The organism is Gilliamella sp. CG25, from assembly GCF_046635705.1.
GTDB lineage: Bacteria > Pseudomonadota > Gammaproteobacteria > Enterobacterales > Orbaceae > Gilliamella > Gilliamella apicola_I.
Map to the genome: position 1 here is coordinate 30,746 of NZ_JBIDFJ010000011.1, position 17,613 is coordinate 48,358.

Annotated in this window: 10 protein-coding genes and 1 tRNA gene; 4 read left to right on the forward strand and 7 right to left on the reverse strand. The window is 33.1% G+C overall.

The window, feature by feature from the left end; genetic code table 11:
- Positions 1 to 273: 273 nt before the first annotated feature.
- From ACGH6P_RS09055 to yajC, 6 genes are all read right to left on the reverse strand, one after another.
- Positions 274 to 2,004, reverse strand: a complete 1,731-nt coding sequence (locus tag ACGH6P_RS09055; RefSeq protein WP_267351496.1) for a hypothetical protein — start codon at positions 2,002 to 2,004, stop codon at positions 274 to 276.
- A gap of 1,221 nt (positions 2,005 to 3,225) precedes the next feature.
- The gene (locus ACGH6P_RS09060; protein WP_411597314.1) at positions 3,226 to 6,360 is read right to left on the reverse strand and encodes an autotransporter outer membrane beta-barrel domain-containing protein; all 3,135 of its coding nucleotides are present in this window, start codon (positions 6,358 to 6,360) and stop codon (positions 3,226 to 3,228) included.
- A 516-nt stretch (positions 6,361 to 6,876) separates the two neighbouring features.
- Positions 6,877 to 6,952: transfer RNA gene (locus tag ACGH6P_RS09065), tRNA-Ala, on the reverse strand.
- Between the two features lie 126 nt (positions 6,953 to 7,078).
- Positions 7,079 to 8,065, reverse strand: coding sequence for a protein translocase subunit SecF (gene secF, locus ACGH6P_RS09070; protein ID WP_411590612.1), 987 nt, complete (start codon positions 8,063 to 8,065; stop codon positions 7,079 to 7,081).
- A 30-nt stretch (positions 8,066 to 8,095) separates the two neighbouring features.
- A complete protein-coding gene (gene secD, locus ACGH6P_RS09075) occupies positions 8,096 to 9,952 on the reverse strand; it encodes a protein translocase subunit SecD (protein ID WP_411597315.1) in 1,857 nt (618 codons plus the stop codon).
- Between the two features lie 60 nt (positions 9,953 to 10,012).
- Positions 10,013 to 10,345, reverse strand: a complete 333-nt coding sequence (gene yajC / locus ACGH6P_RS09080; protein WP_065558440.1) for a preprotein translocase subunit YajC — start codon at positions 10,343 to 10,345, stop codon at positions 10,013 to 10,015.
- A 515-nt stretch (positions 10,346 to 10,860) separates the two neighbouring features.
- Here yajC and ACGH6P_RS09085 point away from each other — a divergent pair.
- Positions 10,861 to 11,925 carry a tetratricopeptide repeat protein gene (locus tag ACGH6P_RS09085; RefSeq protein ID WP_267351487.1) on the forward strand — a complete coding sequence of 355 codons (1,065 nt, stop codon included), beginning with the start codon at positions 10,861 to 10,863 and terminating at the stop codon, positions 11,923 to 11,925.
- A gap of 34 nt (positions 11,926 to 11,959) precedes the next feature.
- On the opposite strand, the gene ppc is transcribed toward ACGH6P_RS09085, so the two are convergent.
- A complete protein-coding gene (gene ppc, locus ACGH6P_RS09090; RefSeq protein WP_411597316.1) occupies positions 11,960 to 14,605 on the reverse strand; it encodes a phosphoenolpyruvate carboxylase in 2,646 nt (881 codons plus the stop codon).
- A gap of 355 nt (positions 14,606 to 14,960) precedes the next feature.
- Here ppc and ACGH6P_RS09095 point away from each other — a divergent pair, with 355 nt between their 5' ends.
- Genes ACGH6P_RS09095 through ACGH6P_RS09105 form a run of 3 tightly spaced genes read left to right on the forward strand, consistent with a single transcriptional unit; the run spans position 14,961 to position 17,600 of the window.
- Complete coding sequence (locus ACGH6P_RS09095) at positions 14,961 to 15,452, forward strand: NADH-quinone oxidoreductase subunit J (protein WP_411590593.1); 492 nt, start codon at positions 14,961 to 14,963, stop codon at positions 15,450 to 15,452.
- A 1-nt stretch (position 15,453) separates the two neighbouring features.
- Positions 15,454 to 15,756 (forward strand): NADH-quinone oxidoreductase subunit NuoK, encoded by a 303-nt coding sequence (nuoK, locus tag ACGH6P_RS09100; RefSeq protein WP_267351481.1) that lies wholly within the window; start codon positions 15,454 to 15,456, stop codon positions 15,754 to 15,756.
- Positions 15,753 to 17,600, forward strand: coding sequence for an NADH-quinone oxidoreductase subunit L (locus ACGH6P_RS09105; protein WP_411597317.1), 1,848 nt, complete (start codon positions 15,753 to 15,755; stop codon positions 17,598 to 17,600). Before nuoK ends, ACGH6P_RS09105 begins: the two co-directional genes overlap by 4 nt.
- Positions 17,601 to 17,613: the final 13 nt, after the last annotated feature.

A 17,613-nucleotide genomic window follows, 5' to 3' on the forward strand; every position in this document is an offset into this window, starting at 1 on the left:
TCAAAATCGCACAAATCGCTAATTGAAACGAATTTGTAAAGATGGGTCGTACTATAATAGCTATTTTCGATATTTTCAGTTCTAATTTAGTAAATTTTGTAATTATAATTGTTGTTTGTTAATTATTATCTTTACGAAATATAACGATTTTTTTTGGAAAAAGATAACCAAAAACTAGACAGAATAAGCTTTTCACTATAGTTATTGAAACGTAAAAATTTTTTAGTACGTACGTTACCCTTATGTTTTTTTTGAAATCGTTATCACAAATTGTTAATCTTTAATCACTTCATGATTTATAATCGTTGGTTGAGCGGTAGGATTACTTTCGATGTCAATCATTATTTCATCAGATAGGTTTTTATCTTTTTTAAGTTTGGATGCTAAAAAATCTTCTAATCCTGTAGTTTGATTAAGTAATTCTTTATCGACAGTGGTCTCATTTTTTTTCTGTTTTTTGACTGGTTGTTTTTCAACCTTGTTTTTTGGTGTTGTTTTTTTGTAGGTAAGTTCCAATCTAGGTGCTATCTGTAATACTTTATCTAATTTAGATACGATTATTGGGCTACTGTAAGCTAACTTAGGCAAGCCTTCTAATCCGATAATTAAGCCGCAGCGTTTCGGTAAATTCTGTATAACACTCGTTTCAATATAATTGGCTTTTTGTTTAAAGATGGTTGTTTCTTTGCTTGCCATTTCTACGTTTGCATCATTTAAGCTTAAAGTTCTTCTTTCTACATCTTTTAGCGTTTCTGAAGTTAAATTACTTGCCCATTCCGCACTATCTTTTATATCAAGTTTATATATCCATCTTAGTCCAACATTGTCGAGCATGATATTTTTGGTCGATGCAGGATCAAGATCTTGGCTTGCCCCAACTAAATCACCTAACGATTGGTGAGTATAGATAATATTTGCTTTTTTATCTCGTATTGTTCCCATCATTTCTAACGTGTTTTTAGATAAAATATATCGAACTTCATCAAGCATGATATTAATGTGTGTTAAATCTTGTTTTCTGTCCCTTTTTTCGATGATCTGCGTTATTCTTAACAGCAACATTTTTTGTAACATAACAACATTTTCATCTCTTAACGATCCTGTTATATATAACATGCCGGGTTTATTGCCAGATATAATGTCTTTTAAGTTAATTCCTTTATCAGTTTGAATACACTTTAATTCAGATAATTCTTCAAGCTGACCGAAAAAACTTGAACCTTGCTGTTTTAGTTCATTAGGTAGTTTATTCCATTTTTCCATAATCGTGTTGATGTTGATATTATCTGGTTCATCCTCAAACTGATTAGCCAATTCACGACATACTTTTCTATCACCAATTTTATAAAAGTCAGCATTTGTTCCTGTTCTGCCAAGTCCAAAACCGGCTACAAATAATTCATTAAGTTCTGTGACGGTAATATCTTGGAATATATTAAATTGAGGCTCTGCATCTCGATTAAGATCTATATAAAAGAACTGATCTTTCTTTGATTTATTCTTGAAAACACTATAAGCCCATTCGTCGTTTTTAGGGTCGAACCATACGTTGAAATCATTATAGTTTTCATAACATTGGATAAATACAGATGTTGCTAATACACCTTTACCACTTCCCATTTTTCCGATTATTTGTACGTTAGTTTCATTCCATATACTTTTTTTATAAAATATGGGGGTCGATTCATCATCGATACCAAGAAATAACGAATCTTTTTGTTTCGCTTCTTGATAATAATCTGATGGATCATAAATATCGACTTCATTAAATTTTAAATCTTTAACATCCAATAAACTACCGCTTCTTAAATCAGATTTCTTAATATTTGAAATCATTGATTCATTAACTTTCTTATCTAATTCTGAAAAAAACTGTTTTGTATATTTATGATAGATAATCAGATAACAAGTTACCGCTACAACAAATGCAACAAATATCCATGCAATGCCATAAATATTATATTCACTAAAAAGATAGTATTTATAGTACTTTAAATTAATCATTTTACCTAAACCCAAAAAATAAAAAACAATATTTATTAATAAGTTAGATAGAATGATAAAACAAAAAATAATTGATAAATAGTTTAAAACAACGCCAAATAGCCTGATGAAAAAGATATTGCTGACAGGGTTATCATAATTGATATATTTGAACGCAAACTTTTTTCTTTTTTTTCCATCGACTGAAAGTTCAAACTTCCCTTCATCTCTTGTCGTAGAAATCATGCCTAATTGATATATATTTTGAGTGATTTTTAATGAAAAAAATATGAATGAAAATAGGAAGAACCAGATTAAAAATAGCATTTCTGCACTATGATAAAAGAAATTCGTTGAAAAAAAGTTCAGAAAATTGGCTAGTTTTATACTGTAAAAAGATTTCATACTTTTACCCATTAAAGATTTAAAACAACTTCAATACTGCTGTTTAATGATTTTGTTAGAACGGTTATAAACAATTGTTCATTTCACTTTCAATTTATTATTTTTTTATAAATTATTACCAAATTGGTTAGCTAATCTATTGACGTAAGTCGGTTATTTTTTCGAAAAATAGGATAGGCATCAAGCTGTTTTTGGATAAGATTTGTGATGAAGTGAGTGATAAAGTAAATTTTAATGCAGTGAAATTTACTTATATTAACCTTTTGTTTTTCATACAATAGACTTAATTTCTTATTGTCATTGATAAAATTACGATATGATTATTTTGCTAGATTATTAACTTATTTCAATGCTTCCTCAATAAAATGTTGTACAAGATTAGCGTTTAAATGTTTGATGATTTCATCATTCAATCCGAATTCATTAGCTTGTTGTTCTCGTTTTTCAAGCATACACTCAAAACCTCCACTTGCGTAAATATCAGAAGTCTTCTTTTTAAATTACTGGCTTGTTTGACCTGTTCAAATCGATATGCCAAGAATTTAATGATAGTGTTATCAATATTGTTGATTTCCTTTATAAAATCATGAATTTTTTAATAATTATTAAATTAATGATAAAGGGAACATTCAATTGTCATGAATAAGATTCTAAGGTTTATATTACTTTCATCGTACAAAAACCAATAACTTTGCTGTTGTAATTAAAAAAATTATTTGTTCAACTGATCGCTCATTAAATTTCAATTAGGGGGAATATTTGGTTACGACATATATAAAAAAAGCTTATCCAATAAGGATAAGCTTATAAAGTTAGTTTGTTAGGATTTTATTGTTATTAAAAGTTGTATCGGTAACCCAAGTTGATCTGCTTTTTGTTAAACTTATTCCCTTTAGCAAAATCGACTTCACTGTAGATATGATGATTATTTTGTATGGTTGCGTTTATACCAAGTGCATTTTCAAACCAATGTCCACAATATTGATTAGATTCCTTGATATGATTTAATCGGTAAGAAGTATCACCATCAAACTCTTTAACATACCCTGTTTTTAAGTAAATATTGGTTTGATTTTTGATATTCGGTATCGCATATCCCATTATGATGCTTGTACGTCCTATCAATGAGTTATAGCGATCATATTTAACTTTGAGTGCATTGCTCGCTTTTGTTGAATCAGCGCCATTACGAGTATAAACAACTTGTAGCTGAGGTTCTGTATATATCCCTTGTTTTTCATCAGAAAGGTAAAAACGTTTCCCTGCTTCTAACGATAGACTTAGCGCGTGGGTATTCCCTTTACCCGAAATATTTTTACCTTGGCTATCTCTAACATTAAATTGATTTTTTAATTTGGATAATTTGAAAATACCGTCTAAGTAAAAATCGTTATTGGTGATATAAGTAGAATAGAGACCAACATTATAGTTTTTTCCTGAACCACTTCCTTGTTTAAAATCTTGATCTACATCATAGTAGCCAATCATACCACCTAAATAGAAACGACCATTTTCAGATTCATAAACCAGTTTATCAATACCACTTTGTAGCCCCCGATAATTCATTTTATAATCATTATAATCAACTGATGCAAATGAGTTTAATTGACCAACGACGCCTCTAATCCAAAAATCGCCTTGATGATCCGATATATTCCGTAAATCACCTATTCGTTGTAATAAAGTTTGGATATCAATATAAACAAGCAGATAGTTAGTATTTGCAAAGCTTAGCGTTGCTTGAGCCGTTGAAGTTTTTGATGGTTTTGAAGGTTTCTGTTTTGAACCTGTACTATATAACTCCCAACCACCAAGTTCGTCTGAATCAGGATCAGTAATTTGTCTGAGATCATATTCATAACCACCTAATTCAACTTTATTGATTAATTTGAAATCGGCATGATTTCCATTAGTTTCAATGATGTCAATTTTTTCTGTTCCTGTCGTACTTTGCGATCCATCATTTTTTACAATGACATAATGTTGCCCATTCGTCCCATCTTTATCGGTTATTATTAATTTATCTGTTTTTTGGTTAACAATATCAGTTTGGAAATAAAAACGACTATTATTACCCGTTAGTTTATTTGTCTCTAAGACGGTATAATTTGAAGGTTGGTTAGCATTTTCAAGTAATTTACCTTGCTCATCTTTCCAATTGTCATAGCGATTGAGATAAATTTCACTATCTTGGACATTTAAATTAGTCACATTTGAATCACGTTGAATGTACCATGTAGATTGATTATTCAAGCTTATGTTGGATTGACTTGTTTGATTGTCTTTGTCTAAGGTTTTATCCGTAAAGATACTCCCTTTTAAGATCGATGCATTAGACGTCAAATTAAAACTACTTGAAACCTTATCAGTCACTTTAGCCGTTCCACCACCATAAGTAACATTTAATAGATCGGTATTTTCAGCCGCTGTTGCCGAACTATTTTTTAATAACAGCACACCATTTTTTACTGAATCAGCCACAGTCATAGCTAAATTATTATCGTTGATATGCGATAACATACCGACATCAAGGCTGTGATCCCCGACCTGAATTAAATTACCGCTAGCATAGGTATTATTTCCATTTTTGTCACAACCACCAAGTTTACAGATAAAACTGTTATTATCACTGGTATTAATCAATTCGAACTTGCCTGATTTTCCATCACTGGTAATGTCTACATTTTCGAGCATCATATTTTGGGCAAGATCTTTTGCCGAAGAACCATCTTCATTCAGACTGTAACCATTGCCAAAATTAAAACGTATTGCTGTGGTCGCTGAATGAATCGTACTACGACCTTGTCCATCCAACGCATGCATTTTTATGCTTGCTCCATCACCAATAAGTCGAAGACCATAAGAATTTTCTGAATCTGTTTTTATATGAGTTTCACCATAAGTTTCAATGCTTGAAGACGCGAGTTCCGATCCTATTTCACCGCCATGCTTAAAGATTTTTCCATCCTTATGCATTGTCCCTAATCGACCAGCGTTAATACCATCAGAAATGCTTCCTGTAGTATGAATTTGCGTGACAAAATTACTGTGTTTGTCGTTATTTAAAATGACAGATGAACCACCCGTTGCTCGAATACCCCGTGAATCCGTTCCATTAGTCTGTATAATTAAAGATCCTTTATCATAACCTTTGGCAATAACCTGTGACTGTTCCAATGTTCGAATTGCTGAACCGGCCCGACTAGCAAGGCTACCAATTTCACCTCCAGCAAATGTGACGGTTGACCCTTTATTTTTAGTATAAACCCCCATGACATAATCTTGAGAAGAATCAGTATTAATTTTAACAAGATCAAGATCTATCGTTCCTTTGCCTTCTGCCCATATGCCGGCACTTGATCCACCAGTGTTAGAAATTGTCGCAATTGACAATCCATTATTACCTTGGATTTTTATACTACCGTTGTTGACACCAATTGTTCCATAAGGTGTTGTGGCATTTTCAACTGATAAATCTAATTTATCAGCAAAAATAGTTAATTGACCGCCAGAGCCTGCCCATAATGCATTGTTTGCATTCCAATCGTTGGTATATTTATCCTTTGATTTGATTGTCACGTTATTTGCTTTAACGGTTGCTGTGGCACCTTTTTCAACAGAAATACCTCGACCTCTTTGATTTTTATTGTCGCCGATATCGATTGTTATATCTTTTGTTGTATCGGAAGCGTTTAATAAATAATTCGCATTACTACCAGTTACATTAATTCCGTTACTATTTGACTCAATCCCAGGATTATTGATAATTAAGCTACTAGCGGTATCATGGTTAACTGTCGCCCCTGCGTTAACATTAATATTGGTAAGATTATTCTCATTCGTCTCGCAAGAGTTAGTGGCATTAATTTGACCATTTGCGATACTACATGGTAAAGCATTAACATAAGTCGCGCTGGAAAGCGTTATTAATGCTATAGTTTGATATACAACAGAAAACTTATGATTTTTCATATAAATTAATAGCCTATAAAATATTTAACCTAAAATTAAATCAAAAAAAACATGATGTAATTTTCATTACATCATGTCGTTCTATTTTTTATTTTTCATAAAAACAGAATGTCAGTTCTAAAACATATTGATCTATTCATCGTTTAAAATAGATGTTTTGTCAGGGAGATTCACAAAATCAACCTTACATAATTATTATAAATTAAATATTATTTACTTACTATATACATTTCTTTACTATTCTTTAACTTTATATGGTTTTCTTGCGAATTTTGGCATAGTAACGGTATATATAATCTTTTAGGATTATTAATAAAGCCTTATGCAATCAAGATAGTTAAATTTTCGTTTTAGCTTTTGCCTATTTTAATTATAGATGTATTCAGTTATTTACTTGTAGGTATATGCCTTTAGGAGAATGAGTAACGCGATAACAGGAATGATAATGAAGTAGGATTTAATATCTTTAGTGTCATCGTTTGTGTTTGATTAACATTGACACATGAATTTAAAAAGTGGTGGAGCCAAGGGGGATCGAACCCCTGACCTCAACGCTGCCAGCGTTGCGCTCTCCCAGCTGAGCTATGGCCCCAAGTAGAAAGGGATAAAACTGTGGCTAATAATATTCAACTCGATAATAGGTGTCAATCTATTTAATATCATTTGTTTAAATAACAGTCTGATATAACTCTGCTGGGCATCCAGCAGAGTGTAAAAGTTAGCGCATAATTGAAGGTTGATCTGCACCCTCAGCTTCACTTTTTTGCGGCATAAAGTGTTCTCGTTTAACGCCTAATTTTAGTGACATGTAAGCTGCTACATAAATTGACGAAATAGTGCCTAAAACAATACCAACGCCCAATGTTTCTGAAAAACCTTTTAGCATTGAACCACCGAAAATATAGAGAATAATGACTACAGCCAAGGTTGTACCTGATGTCATTAAAGTTCGGTGTAAGGTTTGAGTCAATGAGATATTAATCACATCATAAGGCGATGCTCGACGAATTTTCCTGAAGTTTTCACGAATTCTGTCAAATACTACAATGGTATCATTAAGTGAATAACCGATAATTGAAAGCATGGCAGCAATTATGGTGAGATCCAACTCCCGATCAAACAGTGATAAATAGCCTGCAGTGATGATGACATCATGCGCAAGCGCAACAACCGCACCTGTTCCAAATCGCCATTCAAAACGAAATGCAATGTAAATTAATATGCAAACCAATGCCGCGCAGATAGCTAATATCCCATCTTGAGCAAGCTCAGAACCAACGGTTGGTCCAACAAATTCAATTCGTTTTATTTCTGCATTTGCATCAATATCTTTATGAATTAAATTTGAAATGTTGACTCCTAACGCATTATCAATAACTGAAGATACGCTACCGTCATCCTTTTTTTCTGAAGCAAGTCGAATGATAATATCTTTACTGCTTCCATAATATTGAACAACGGGCTCATGATAGCCAGCATTGCGTAAACTGTCACGGATGTCGTCAAGATTTACTGGTTTGGTCACCGTAATTTCGACTGTTGTACCACCTGTAAAATCTTGTCCCAAATTAAATCCTTTGGTCAAAATTACATAAATTGATCCAACAACAAGTAACATTGATATTGCAAAAGCAATAAAACCAAACTTTAAGAAGTCGAGGACTCTGCGACCATGATTTAGTTCTTTAACATCATGATTTTTTATATCATTACTAGTAACAATCACAATAAACCTCTAAATTGATAACTTGTTGACACGACGACCGCCATAAATAAGATTTGCTAATGCTCGAGTACCGACGATAGATGTAAACATTGATGTTACTATACCGATACCTAATGTAATCGCAAAACCTTTGATTGAACCGGTACCGACTGCATAAAGGATAACCGCAGTAATTAATGTAGTGATATTTGCATCAAAAATACTGCTCCAAGCACCTGCATATCCTTCATTAATCGCATGTTGAACATTACGACCGTTACTCAGTTCTTCTTTTATTCGTTCATTGATCAGTACGTTTGCATCAACAGCCATACCGACAGTTAATACAATACCAGCTATACCCGGCATACTTAACGTCGCACCAGGCAATAATGACATCGCACCAACAATTAATATTAAGTTAGCAACTAACGCTAAACTCGCAAATACTCCAAACAGCCGATAAACCACTAACATAAAGATAACTGAGATTAATAATCCCCATACACAAGATTCTAATCCTTGAGTAATATTTTCTTGCCCCATTGAAGGACCAACGGTACGTTCCTCAATGATTTGAATTGGCGCTATTAATGCGCCGGCACGTAGTAAAAGTGACAAATTTTTAGCTTCATTAATGTTACTAATGCCTGTAACCTGAAAACGATCACTGAAGATGCCTTGAATTGTTGCAACATTGATAACCCGTTCAAGTCGTTCAAAAATTGGTTTATCATTTTCATCACGTCTACCAGTATCTTTATATTCGACAAATAAAGTAGCCATTGATTTATGCAGATTTTTTTGAGTAAAATCGAGCATAGTTTTTCCCCCTGAACTATCAAGGGTAATAGAAACCTCTGGTTGGGAATATTCATTCAATCGGTAAGAAGAATCCGTTATATGGTCACCAGTCAGGACAATGCGTTTATATAACAGTACCGGACGCCCGTTTTCCATATATTTTATTTCTGAACCATAAGGAACACGCATTTGACCGTTAATGATAGCAGCCAAATCCGCTGAATTGTTTTCATTTACTTGTCTAAACTCAAGTGTAGCGGTTGCACCAATAATGCGTTTAGCCAATGCGGTATCTTGAATTCCCGGTAATTCAACAACAATTCGATCCGAACCTTGACGTTGTACAATCGGTTCAGCAACACCTAGTTGATTAACTCGGTTACGTAAAATCGTTGTGTTTTGCTGAACAGCATCGTTTTTAGCTTGTTGTAAGCGTTGTTCACTTATATTGATTATGATGCTGTTGTCGTTTTGAGAGTCAATCTTGTAATCTTGTAAATTATTGATTTTAGCAATGGCTTTGTTTCGATCTTGTGTATTAACAAACTCCATGACGATTTGTTGCTCACTATTGCGACTCAAGGATTTAAAGTTTAGTTTGCTATTATTAAAATCAGACTTTAGGTTTTCAATTGATTGCTCTACGAGTTTGTCTAATGCCGTTGTCATATCCACTTCCATCAAGAAGTGAACTCCCCCACGCAAATCTAGTCCTAATTTCATAGGTGAAGCACCAAATATGGAAAGCCACTTTGGCGTTGCGGGCGCTAGATTTAAAGCAACAATATAATTTTCACCTAAATCTTTTGAAATAAGTTCTTTGGCTTTAAGTTGCGTATCGTTATCAGCAAATCGAATTAAAATGGTTCCATTTTCGTAAACAATTGACTTGATATCGATGTGATTTTCAGCTAGCAATTTTATTACATTGCTTTGCGTAGCCGTTTCAATTTTGGCACTATCCGAGCCAGAAATCTGTATAGCTGGATCTTCACCATAAATATTAGGAAGCGCATAAAGTAGGCCGACACAAATTATGACGACCAACATAATGTACTTCCACAAAGGATAGCGATTTAACACGACATATTCTCTTGTGGGGTTAGACTATTAACACAATGAATTATCATAATAATATTGTTATTATAATGATTTCATTGTACCTTTTGGTAATACAGATGTAATAAAATCACGTTTGATTATTACTTCAGTTGAATCATTTAATTCTAATGCAATATAACCATTTTCGTTCACTTTAGAAACACGACCGATCAATCCACCATTGGTTAACACTTCATCACCTTTTGAAATGGATGACATTAATTCACGGTGTGCTTTAGCACGTTTTTGTTGTGGACGCATGATCATAAAATAGAAAAATAATCCAAAAACAACAAGCATGATCGGTAAAAAATAAGGATTGCTTTCAACGGCTTGTCCGTCAGCTGCGTACGCTTGATTAATAAAAAAGTCCATATTGATCCTCTGAATTCAAATTTATTTTATAAAGGTCGAAATTGTATCATAAAAAAAAGGTTAAATATGTACTATTTGTTGCCCCTATGCCTAAGAAAGCATAAAGATTAAAATATATTTAAATTATTCACTACTAAATATTTTAAATAGAATAAATAAGTTAATAAGGTAATTTATACCTAAAACAAAGTAATATTTGTCGATTTTTTAATTAAATTTTATCAGAAAGTACTTGAATTCTTTATCCGATCAATAGAAACTAAACAGAAAGTTAACCCACCTTTTGTATGTTAGTAACCGTATTATGTACGTTTAAAAGTTATGTGATTTGATAACTAAATTTTTGAATTATAATATAATAGTATGATTTAATTGATTAATAATAAATTAATTTTGCTCAGAACTTAATTTTTTTATATAGAATCTATCGATTATATCTATCAAAAAACATATAAACTATTTATTTTTATCTTGTTAATATATACTTAATAACACTTTTATTATGAATAAAAACTATGAAGACATTTCAATTATTATTGGTATTAATGTTATCTTTTTCATTTAGTGTCAAAGCTAATGAAAATGGTGCATCAAAAGCTCCAGAACTAATAATGACTGATCCTAGCTCATTGATTCCTTCTTTAAAGCTTTCGGCAGAAAAAGGGGATGCACAAGCACAATACACTTTAGGTAATATTTATAAACAAGGTTTAGGCGGTATTGAAGTTAATCATGTTCGCGCGCTGTTTTGGTTTAAAAAAGCGGCTGACCAAGGATTAGCTAAAGCCCAAAATAATTTAGCATATATGTATCAAAATGGTTTAGGAACTAAGCGTAATTTATCGAAAGCATTTAAATATTTTAAATTGGCAGCGGATCAAAATTACAGTTTTGCACTTTATAATTTAGCTTTAATGTACAAAAATGGGGAAGGTGTCGCCAAAAATAACGATAGTGCTATTAACTATTTTATTTTAGCTGGTGATCAAGGCGTGTTTGATGCTTACCTAAACCTAGGCATTATGTACTTTTTTGGTGATGGTGTAGAAGAAGATCGTATGCAAGCAGCCGATTGGTTTAGTAAAGCAGCGAAATATAATGTGCCTGAAGCCTTATATTATTTAGGATTAATGTCGGAACACGGCGATGGTCTGACTCAAGATTATGTTGCTGCAACCTATTTTTATACGCAAGCGGCAGAATATGGTAATGTACTTGCAATGTATAATTTAGGCATTATTTATGCCACAGGTACAGGCACTAGACCTAATAACCAATTAGCAGCCCATTGGTTCTCTAAAGCAGCAGAAGCGGGTAATGCAGATGCACAATATAATATTGGCGTAATGTATGATGTCGGCGGTGGTGTTCCCAAAGATATTAAAAAAGCGATTGAATGGTATATTAAAGCCGCTGAACAAGGCAGTGCTGATGCTCAATACAATTTAGCCATTAAATATCTTGAAGGTGAAGGTATCAAGAAAAATAAAGATACGGCAATTTACTGGTTTACTAAAGCGAGTGAGCAAGGTGATCGAGATGCTAAAACGTATTTAGATGAACTTTTAGCAGATAAATAAAAAAGGGCGATTGCCCTTTTTTATTTTTATTAAGTTATCCAGAATTTCTCATTCCAGCAGCAATACCTGATATTGTGATCATTAATCCTTGTTCAACTATTGTATTTTCTTCATCATTACGTTGACGAGAACGATTTAATAGTTCTGCTTGTAATAAATTCAACGGTTCAATATAAATATTTCGTAAAGCAACGGATTGCGCAATCCAAGGTAGATCGGCCATTAAGCTATCATCGTCAGTAATGGTTAAAACGGTATTAATATCATCCGTTAATAAATTACGTAACTCTTCTCCTAATGGCCACATGCTAGCATCAACTAAACGTTGTTCATAATACTCATGAATTTTTGGTGCAGCTTTAGCGTATACCATTTCTAACATACCTAATCGTGCATTAAAGAAAGGCCAGTTGTGATACATGTCTTTGAGCAAATCTTTTTTCCCCTCTTCAATCACTTTTTTTAAGGCACAGCCAGCACCAAGCCATGAAGGAACCATTAAGCGATTTTGTGTCCAAGCAAAGATCCATGGAATAGCTCTAAGACTTTCTATTCCGCCACCTGTTCGCCGTTTTTGAGGCCTTGAACCAAGAGGTAATCTTCCTAATTCTGCTTCGGGTGTGACCGTTCTAAAATAATCGACAAATTCTGCTTTTTCACGAACATAACGTCGATAGCACTGACATGAAATATCTGACATTTCATCCATGATATTGCGCCATGCTTGTTTCGGCTGTGGAGGAGGTAATAAATTTGCTTGAAGTATAGCTGAAGCATATAACATTAAGCTACTGAGCGCGACTTCCGGTAAACCAAGTTTAAACCGAATCATTTCACCCTGTTCAGTGACACGAAGCCCTCCTTTTAATGAACCAGGTGGCTGAGAAAGGAGTGCCGCATGTGCTGGCGCCCCACCACGCCCAATTGAACCGCCTCGCCCATGGAATAAAACAAGATTGATATTATATTTTTCAAATAAGGCGACTAATTCTTCTTGCGAACGATATTGTGCCCATGATGCCGCAAGGGTTCCTGCATCTTTAGCTGAATCCGAGTAACCTATCATGACCATCTGTTTACCTTGGATTTTTTGTCGATACCAAGGAATATCCAATAATTTTTGCATGACAGTCTTCGCATTATTCAAATCTTCTAATGTTTCAAATAGCGGTGCCACCGGGATATTTTTTTCACAATCGACTATTTTTAAAAGCAAATATACCGCTAAAATATCCGAAGGTGCTTTTGCCATTGAGATAACATAAGAAGCAATCGACTCTTCACCAGCTTTTTTAATTACACGACAAGTGTCAAATACTTCTTTAACGATTTGACTAGGTTGCCAATGATAGGGTAATAATGGACGATTAGATTGAAGTTCGGTTAATAAAAATGCTTGTTTCTCTTCTTCAGACCATTGTGCATAACTTCCTATATTAAGTTCTTTCGTTAATTCATCAAGTGCTTCAGTATGAACAGAACTATCTTGACGTATATCTAATTTGACTAACTGTAATCCAAAGCTTTTTATTCGACGTAATGTATCAAGTAAAGGTCCGTGAGCAATAGTTGACATCCCATTATCAATTAATGATTGGTAACAAATATAAAGTGGATCCCAAAGTTGGTTATTTTTAATTAAAATATCAGCTGGAGCTAGGACTTGTTCATTATTGAGTACTGATACTATGTAACTGTGCGTTTTAACTAAACGGGCTCGTAGCTGCTTCATCACCGCTCGATAAGGTTCTGATGCTGTTTTATTTGGCTCATCTAACAGATCAATAACAGATTGGTTACACTCTGTCATCGATAACTCTCGCACTAATATTTGAATATCTGCTAAAAATAATTCAATTGCTTTTAATTTAGCTTGTAACATGACTTTTTCTGTCACATCAGCTGTGACATTAGGATTACCATCACGGTCTCCCCCCATCCATGAGGTAAATTTTATTGGAACATGTTCAACAGATAGTTGTTGATTAAACGCATCAACGAGTTGATCATTAAATTCCCGTAAAAAGAGAGGAACACCTTGCCATAAACTGTCTTCTATAACAGAAAACCCCCATTTAGCTTCATCGAGAGGTGTAGGCCGTTTTTTACGTATTTCATCCGTATACCAGGCCTGACAAACTAGCTGTTTTAATCGGCGCATAATACGTTCAATTTCGTAATCAGCAAGATCATTATGATCCAATTGCGATAAGCAATTATTTATTGCGGTATAGGTATTAATCATTGTACGACGATTAATTTCGGTTGGGTGAGCAGTCAATACTAATTCAATCGATAAATCGTTAATGGCTTGTGTGATAGTTTGCTCAGAAAAGTTTAATTTTTTTAGGGTAGTAAATAAGTCTGTCATTTTTTTTGGACTGCTCGCCGCTTCCCCGTGCGGCGAAATGCCATAATATTCTGCCGCAATATTCACTAAGTTTAAAAACTGGTTAAATGCTCGAGCAACATGTAATAAATCTTCATCATTGAGATGTTCTATTAATTTGAGTAACTCTTGATGAGATTGCTTATTTCCTTGTTGAGCCGATTTTGATAGCTTCCTTATTTTTTCGACTAAATCAAAAGTTTCGTTACCGGTCGCTCGTTTTATTGCATCGCCAAGGAGGGTACCTAACATATTAACATTACTTCGCATAGAGGAGTATTCACTGTTCATTTTAATCTCATTTTATGTATTTAAAAATTAGGGTTAAGCAACTTTAAGCTGTAAGGGCATGTTCACAATTTAAAGAAATAAGTATAAATAATGGTTAATTTGCTCAAGTTATATACTTTATATCAATGCTTAATTGAATTTAAATAATAAAATTTTATGGTTTTTATTTTTTTTTCTGTTTTAATTATATTGAAAATATAATGCACTTATCTTTAAATTCTTAGCTAATATTAAAAAATAACGTTCTATTTTTTATTAAATCACTGTTTTTCAATGAATAGCTCGCCTGTAATCTGTATCTTGCTTTAATTTGGGTATATACTAATAAGATTGAGAATATATATTGGATTATTTAATGATCGCTGTTTTTTATATTGCGTCGATTATAGCTATTTTTGCTAGCATGAAAGTGATTAGTTGCTTACAAATAGATAAAGCTATTTTGTACCTTATTGTATCGCTTTTTGCTTCAGCGTTGATATTGATTCTACTTAATACTTATTTATCAGCTGTGCTTTATATCGTGTTCTTTATTGGCGGAACAGTAACGCTTTTTTTATCCATTGCAAGTATACTTAAAATTCGTAAAGACAATGTAGAAAATGATAAACATGGTATTAGCCCTAAAATATGGTTAGTCCCGCTAATGTTAGCATTTGTTTTACTGGTCATCCTTATTTATGGAGTAGTAAGCACTGACTATTCACAGCTAAAAGAGCCACATGAATTAACCCATGAAATTTCAATACATGCCTATATTTTAATGGCAGAATTGGGAATATTTTTATTATTAGGTGCAGCGGTCATTGCTTATCATTTTATGCATCGTTTGTCGTCGGAGAGCTAATATGATTCCATTAATGCATAGCCTTATTTTAGCTTCTATCTTATTTGTCCTTGGTTTACTAGGCGTGATGATTCGGCGCAATCTCTATTTTTTGCTCCTTAGCCTAATCATAATGAATAACGGTGCCATTATTGCTTTAATTGCTGCAAGTAGCCATTGGCAACATACAGATGGGCAAGTACTGGCTATTTTAGCGATTGTTGCGGTACTTGCCGAAGTGTGCGTTGGACTTGCCCTTTTTAGAAAGCTAGTTTACCGAAAGAAAATTTTTAATATTGACTCATTAAGCGAAATGAAAGGATGAATTTACTCTATTTAACTATCATTGTTCCTTTGCTTTCTTTTTTAGCCCTTGTTAGCTTAGGAAGACAAATACGATCAATTAATATCATCATTATCGGCATTAGTACTATGCTGATTGTGGTATTAATTACCATATTTTCTTGTATTGATTTTGTTACTAACTCAGTCCCTGATATGTCATTAATTTATAGCAGACCATTATGGAATTGGTTTTCTATAGGGGATTTTGTTGTTCCCATTACTTTAACCTTAGATGGTTTGTCATTAACTTTTCTTGTGTTAATTGCTTTTTTGGGCATGCTTATCTATTTTTTTGCTGCGTATTATTTAACATCTCAAAAAGATATTTATACTTTTTATGCTTATAGCAATTTGTTAATAGCAAGTATGTTAACAATTATTTTAGTCGATAATCTGTTGGTCATGCTAATTGGTTGGGAAGGTGTTACATTAAGTATTTACTTACTTATTGGCATTTACTATAAACAAATCCGCAATGGTTTTGCAGCAGTTAAAGCGTTTGTAATCATGCATTTGACCGATGTTTTTTTACTCATCGGTGTATTTTTAATTTATCAAACGCTTCATACGTTAGATATTCGTAATATATTGACTCTCGCACATGCTAATTTAGCTATCGATTCAGATATCATCTATTGGATAACATTGATGCTATTGCTTGGTGCAATGAGTAAATCAGCGCTATTTCCAATGCAATCCTGGTTTACTGAAAGCACCTTAGCCCCCATGCCTGCAATGGCGTTAATGCAAAGTTCAACGGTAATCTTAGCGGGTGTTTATTTAATTTTAAGACTCAGCAATTTGTTTATGATGTCAAGCGATGTACTTTCTATCATGACAATGATTTCATCGCTAACAGTTTTATTTGCAAGCTCTATTGCTCTTGTACAATACGATATTAAACGTATAGTCACTTTCATAAACCTAACACAAATTAGTTATCTGTTTTATGCATTTTCAACTCAACATTGGAGTTTATCACTTAATTGTTTAATCAATTATACAATGACAAGTACGTTACTCATATTAGCCTCGGCAATACTTATCAAAAAATGCCAAAGTGAGCGTGATATAAGTAAAATTGGTGGTTTATATAAAAAATTCCCCGTTTTATTTATCATTTTTTTAGTCATTCTGTTATCGCTTAGTGCAATGCCATGGATTTCAGCTGCCTTTTACATTAAAGGTGACATTATTTGGGGATTAATGGCTCAAGATAATTTAATGAATGGAACCATTGGGTTATTAGGTATTTTGCTCTCGAGTGTTAGTATATTACGTTTAATATTTATGGTGTTTTATCATAAACCTAAAATTAAACAATTTGCCAAAACGAATTGGATGAGTTATTGCCCTATTTTCTTATTGTTAATATTTACCTCATCATTAGTTATCTATTTTCCGTTACCCATAAAAGGAATAATTCCAATTGCTGCATTAGATACTAATGTAAAATTGTCATTCCAGCTTCTTTTTGCTGCGGTAACGTTACTTAGCATTATCATCGCTTATACACTATTTGCTCATCCTAATAGTGAAGTGAAAGAAGTGTTAAACACGCCCATAGTGAAATTTTTTACACGACTGTGTAAAGCAGAATGGCGATTTGATTATTTACTCAATATTGTTTTTGTTAAGCCTTTCATCTTTTTAACCAGTAAATTGAAAAAGGATCCATTAGCAACTTGGGACAATTGGGTTATGCTGGGTATAAAAAAAATCAATTCATATATTGTCGGCTTCGAAAATGGACATCTCAGATGGTATATGGTTTCAATTGTAATGGGTAGTATTATTATATTAATGTTACTTGTGTTTATTTAATAAAGGTGCAATC

Excerpts from the sequence above, each read along its gene's own strand:
- ACGH6P_RS09095 (WP_411590593.1), top strand. The coding sequence starts at position 14,961 with ATGATCGCTGTTTTTTATATTGCGTCGATTATAGCTATTTTTGCTAGC.
- nuoK (WP_267351481.1), top strand. The coding sequence starts at position 15,454 with ATGATTCCATTAATGCATAGCCTTATTTTAGCTTCTATCTTATTTGTC.
- ppc (WP_411597316.1), bottom strand. The coding sequence starts at position 14,605 with ATGAACAGTGAATACTCCTCTATGCGAAGTAATGTTAATATGTTAGGT.
- ACGH6P_RS09085 (WP_267351487.1), top strand. The coding sequence starts at position 10,861 with ATGAAGACATTTCAATTATTATTGGTATTAATGTTATCTTTTTCATTT.
- ACGH6P_RS09055 (WP_267351496.1), bottom strand. The coding sequence starts at position 2,004 with ATGATTAATTTAAAGTACTATAAATACTATCTTTTTAGTGAATATAAT.
- ACGH6P_RS09060 (WP_411597314.1), bottom strand. The coding sequence starts at position 6,360 with ATGAAAAATCATAAGTTTTCTGTTGTATATCAAACTATAGCATTAATA.
- yajC (WP_065558440.1), bottom strand. The coding sequence starts at position 10,345 with ATGGACTTTTTTATTAATCAAGCGTACGCAGCTGACGGACAAGCCGTT.
- ACGH6P_RS09105 (WP_411597317.1), top strand. The coding sequence starts at position 15,753 with ATGAATTTACTCTATTTAACTATCATTGTTCCTTTGCTTTCTTTTTTA.